Origin of the sequence: Proteiniclasticum sp., assembly GCF_032054185.1 — a bacterium.
Lineage (GTDB): Bacteria > Bacillota > Clostridia > Clostridiales > Clostridiaceae > Proteiniclasticum.
Genome location: NZ_DAMBTF010000049.1, coordinates 1 through 3,669, shown reverse-complemented (window position 1 = coordinate 3,669; position 3,669 = coordinate 1). Strand labels below are relative to the sequence as shown.

The 3,669-nt window shown below is 40.0% G+C and carries 3 protein-coding genes; 1 reads left to right on the top strand and 2 read right to left on the bottom strand.

Annotation, left to right across the window (positions count from 1 at the left end):
* Positions 1 to 130: 130 nt before the first annotated feature.
* Positions 131 to 736 carry a transcriptional repressor LexA gene (gene lexA / locus RTX25_RS14365; protein ID WP_312654600.1) on the top strand — a complete coding sequence of 202 codons (606 nt, stop codon included), beginning with the start codon at positions 131 to 133 and terminating at the stop codon, positions 734 to 736.
* A gap of 52 nt (positions 737 to 788) precedes the next feature.
* On the opposite strand, the gene RTX25_RS14360 is transcribed toward lexA, so the two are convergent.
* Together RTX25_RS14360 and RTX25_RS14355 are read right to left on the bottom strand one after the other, a co-directional pair.
* Complete coding sequence (locus tag RTX25_RS14360; protein WP_312654599.1) at positions 789 to 2,156, bottom strand: hemolysin family protein; 1,368 nt, start codon at positions 2,154 to 2,156, stop codon at positions 789 to 791.
* A gap of 79 nt (positions 2,157 to 2,235) precedes the next feature.
* Complete coding sequence (locus RTX25_RS14355) at positions 2,236 to 3,519, bottom strand: methionine gamma-lyase family protein (protein ID WP_312654598.1); 1,284 nt, start codon at positions 3,517 to 3,519, stop codon at positions 2,236 to 2,238.
* Between the last annotated feature and the right edge of the window lie 150 nt (positions 3,520 to 3,669).

Here is a 3,669-nt window from a genome sequence, read left to right as displayed (position 1 = left end):
TGCATAATACGGACAAATATTTTCTGAATTCAACCAACAGTAAATTGACACGATCATATTAGAACGCTCGTTTGATTATTCCCGCTATACATGTTATAATCACTATAAAATGATCATGGGGTGAAGTACTATGAAAAAAGGACAAATGAAAAAGGAACTGGTTTATAATTATGTTCTCTCTTTCACAGAAGCAAAAGGTTATCCGCCATCTGTACGTGAAATATGCACTGCGCTTGATATAAAATCAACTTCCTCAGTACACTCCTATCTTCTCCAGCTTGAAGAAGACGGGAAACTTGAACGAGATCCTTCTAAACCAAGGGCTCTCATGATACCAGAATTAATGAATAAGCAGATTGAAATGATTCCTATACCTATGGTCGGTAAAATCACTGCAGGTGAACCTGTTCTGGCAGTTGAAAACATTGAAGATTATTTTCAGATCCCACTGAAGTTTGTCAAGCACGATCAGGATCTTTTTATCCTTACCGTTGAAGGCGAAAGTATGATTGAAGCAGGAATTCATGATGGAGACATGGCTTTTATCGAAAAAGCAAGCATGGCCAACAATGGCGAAATTGTTGTTGCTCTCATCGGAAATGATGCCACAATCAAGAGATATTACAAGGAAAAGAATCATATCAGGCTTCAGCCTGAAAATTCAAGTATGTCCCCGATCATTGTATCCGAATGTGAAATCATCGGAAAACTGGTTGGACTGTACAGAAAATATTAGAGAACATAAATCCTCTGGTCAGAATGACCAGAGGATTTTATCTTACCTGATATTATTTTCCTGAATTCTTTTCATCGATATAATCTTTGTCGATTTTCTCGTGATCCATAATGAGCTTCAGCACCTTGATTCTTCTTCCTGACATCTGCTGTACCTTGAACTCATGTCCGTCATAGAATACAGAGTCACCCTTTTTAGGCACTCTGCCCAGTCTTTCAATGACATAACCCCCGATGGAATCAGCATTATCCGTTTCAATCTCAAACCCTAGAGCATCATTGAAATCATCCACTGAAACCAGTGCATCGATCAGATAGATGTTATCGGTGACTTTATTGATATATTCATCGAAAACATCATGCTCATCATAAATATTCCCGACAATCTCCTCGAGGATGTCTTCTATGGTGACTATACCGGAAAACCCGCCATATTCATCCAGAAGTATCGCCATCTGTGCATTGGCAATCTGCATTTCTTTGAAGAGGTCATCAATGTACTTATTTTCCGGAGCGAAGTAAGGCTTTCGCAGAAGATCCTCTATATTGCCTGCTTTACCCTTATTGATCAGCTGTCTGAAAAGGTCTTTGATGTAAAGAATGCCCACGACATTGTCTACTTCATCCAGATAAAAAGGAATACGTGAAAAATTGCCGTTGGTGATTTTTGATACAACATTATTGATTGGTTCAGTAACTTCTATCATTTCCACTTCAGTTCGAGGTGTCATGATTTCCCTTCCCAGTCTGTTGTCAAATTCAAAGATTCCATCAAGCATATCTCTTTCGGTTTCGTTGATCACGCCTTTTTCCCTGCCGACTTCAATGATTGATCTGATTTCTTCCAGAGATACTTCTTCTTCCAGTGTTTCACTGTTGATGCCGACAAGCCTTGCAAAAATATTCGTAGAAAAAGAAAGCAGTACGATGAATGGCTTGAAAACCACCGATATGAATGATATGACCCCTACAGTCGCCATGGCGATCTTTTCCGAGTTCTGAAGCGCTATCCTTTTAGGGACCAGTTCACCGAATACCAGTGTGAAATAGGACAGGATTACTGTAATCACAACAATAGCAGCCGATTCAGAAATATTGAAACCGACTCTGTCACCAAAACCGGTTAAATGCTGGGCTAAACCTGTTGCCGCCTGAGCACTGGCTAAGAACCCTGCCAGTGTGATTCCTACCTGTATCGTAGATAGGAAATTACTGGGTCTTTCTAAAATCCTCTGAAGTTTTTCCGCTTTTTTGTTACCCTTTTCCGCCATCATATTCACTCTGACCTTATTTGCGGATACCATTGCCATTTCAGTCATGGCAAAAAAAGCATTAACTAGAATAAGAACGACTATGAACAATATTTGAGAACCTAAATCACTTGATTCCATAAATTCGTCTAGGTCTTCTGACCTATTCACTTCTCCTTTAATTAAATTATTTGAATTTTTTGCTCAATGAGCAGATTAAAGATATTATAGCATAAATCAGTTCTTTTTTTTAAAGAATTCTTGATAAAGCGATGAGAACTCCTATTTTTCCATGATCGAAGCTGAGTCCACCCTGAAGATATGCAGTATAGGGTTCCCTGATCGGTGCATCACAGGACAGTTCAATGGAAGCACCTTGTATAAATGCACCTGCAGCCATGATGACCTGATCTTTATAACCTGGCATATCCCAAGGTTCACAGGATGCATTGGAATCTATGGGAGCACCATACTGGATTCCTTTTACGAATTCAATGAGCTTATCTTTATCTCCGAAGGTAACTGCCTGAACAATATCCGTTCTTTTGACTTCAGCTTTTGGATGTACGCTGTATCCCGCAAGTTCCATGATCTTTGCAGCATAGACTGCTGTTTTCAGTGCTTCCACAGATACCTGGGGAGCCAGAAAAAGGCCCTGAAAAAAGCTTCTCATGACGCCGAAAGTAGAACCGCATTCTCCACCAAGACCAGGAACTGTAAGCCGATAGGATGCAAGATCCACAAGATCTGCTCTACCCGCAACATAACCGCCTGTGGGCGAGATACCGCCGCCTGCATTTTTAATCAGGGAACCTGCAATGATGTCAGCCCCGACTTCTGTCGGTTCTCTGTCTTCAATGAATTCACCGTAGCAGTTATCGACAAAGATGATGACATCCTTAAATTCTCTTCTGATCAGACTGATTGCTTCTTCGATTTCGCTGATGGTAAAGCTGTTCCTGGATGCATATCCCTTACTTCTCTGGATATGAATCATTTTTACTGAAGCATCTGCTCTTAGATTCTGAAGAACGCTTTCAATATCGATACGATTGTCCGTTAAGGCGATTTCCTTGTATTGTATTCCGAAATCTCTTAAGGAACCGCTGTTTGAGGATTCTTCCTCATCAATTCCGATTACACCATGTATGGTATCGTAAGGTCTGCCCGTAATAGCAAGCAGCGTGTCCCCAGGTCTAAGGATTCCATATAGAACACAGGAAATGGCATGAGTTCCACTGACAAACTGAGGTCTGACAAGGGCTTTCTCAGCACCGAACACTCTTGCATACACAAGGTCCAGGGCATCTCTTCCGATATCACCATAGCCATATCCTGTAGTATTTGTGAAATGGTAATCGCTGATTTTCTCATCCTGAAAAGCTTTCAGAACTTTGAACTGGTTGTATTCTCTGATTTCCTCATATTCCTTAAATAATGGAAGTACTGTCTCCATTGCCTGATCGTGCAGTTCAAGGGCATTTACCTTGATCTGATATTCTTTCATTAGATACTCTTTTGATTTGTTAAACATCTGTTTTTCCTTTCATCTGTACAAATATATAAACTGAACCTGTTACTCACAATGAATAAGTATATCATAATTAATGTTCTGTTGAAATAATGGGTAGGATCGTGTCAATTTACTGTTGGTTGAATTCAGAAAATATTTGTCCGTATTATG

Coding starts and splice junctions, on each gene's coding strand:
- lexA (WP_312654600.1), top strand. CDS start 131: ATGAAAAAAGGACAAATGAAAAAGGAACTGGTTTATAATTATGTTCTC.
- RTX25_RS14355 (WP_312654598.1), bottom strand. CDS start 3,519: ATGTTTAACAAATCAAAAGAGTATCTAATGAAAGAATATCAGATCAAG.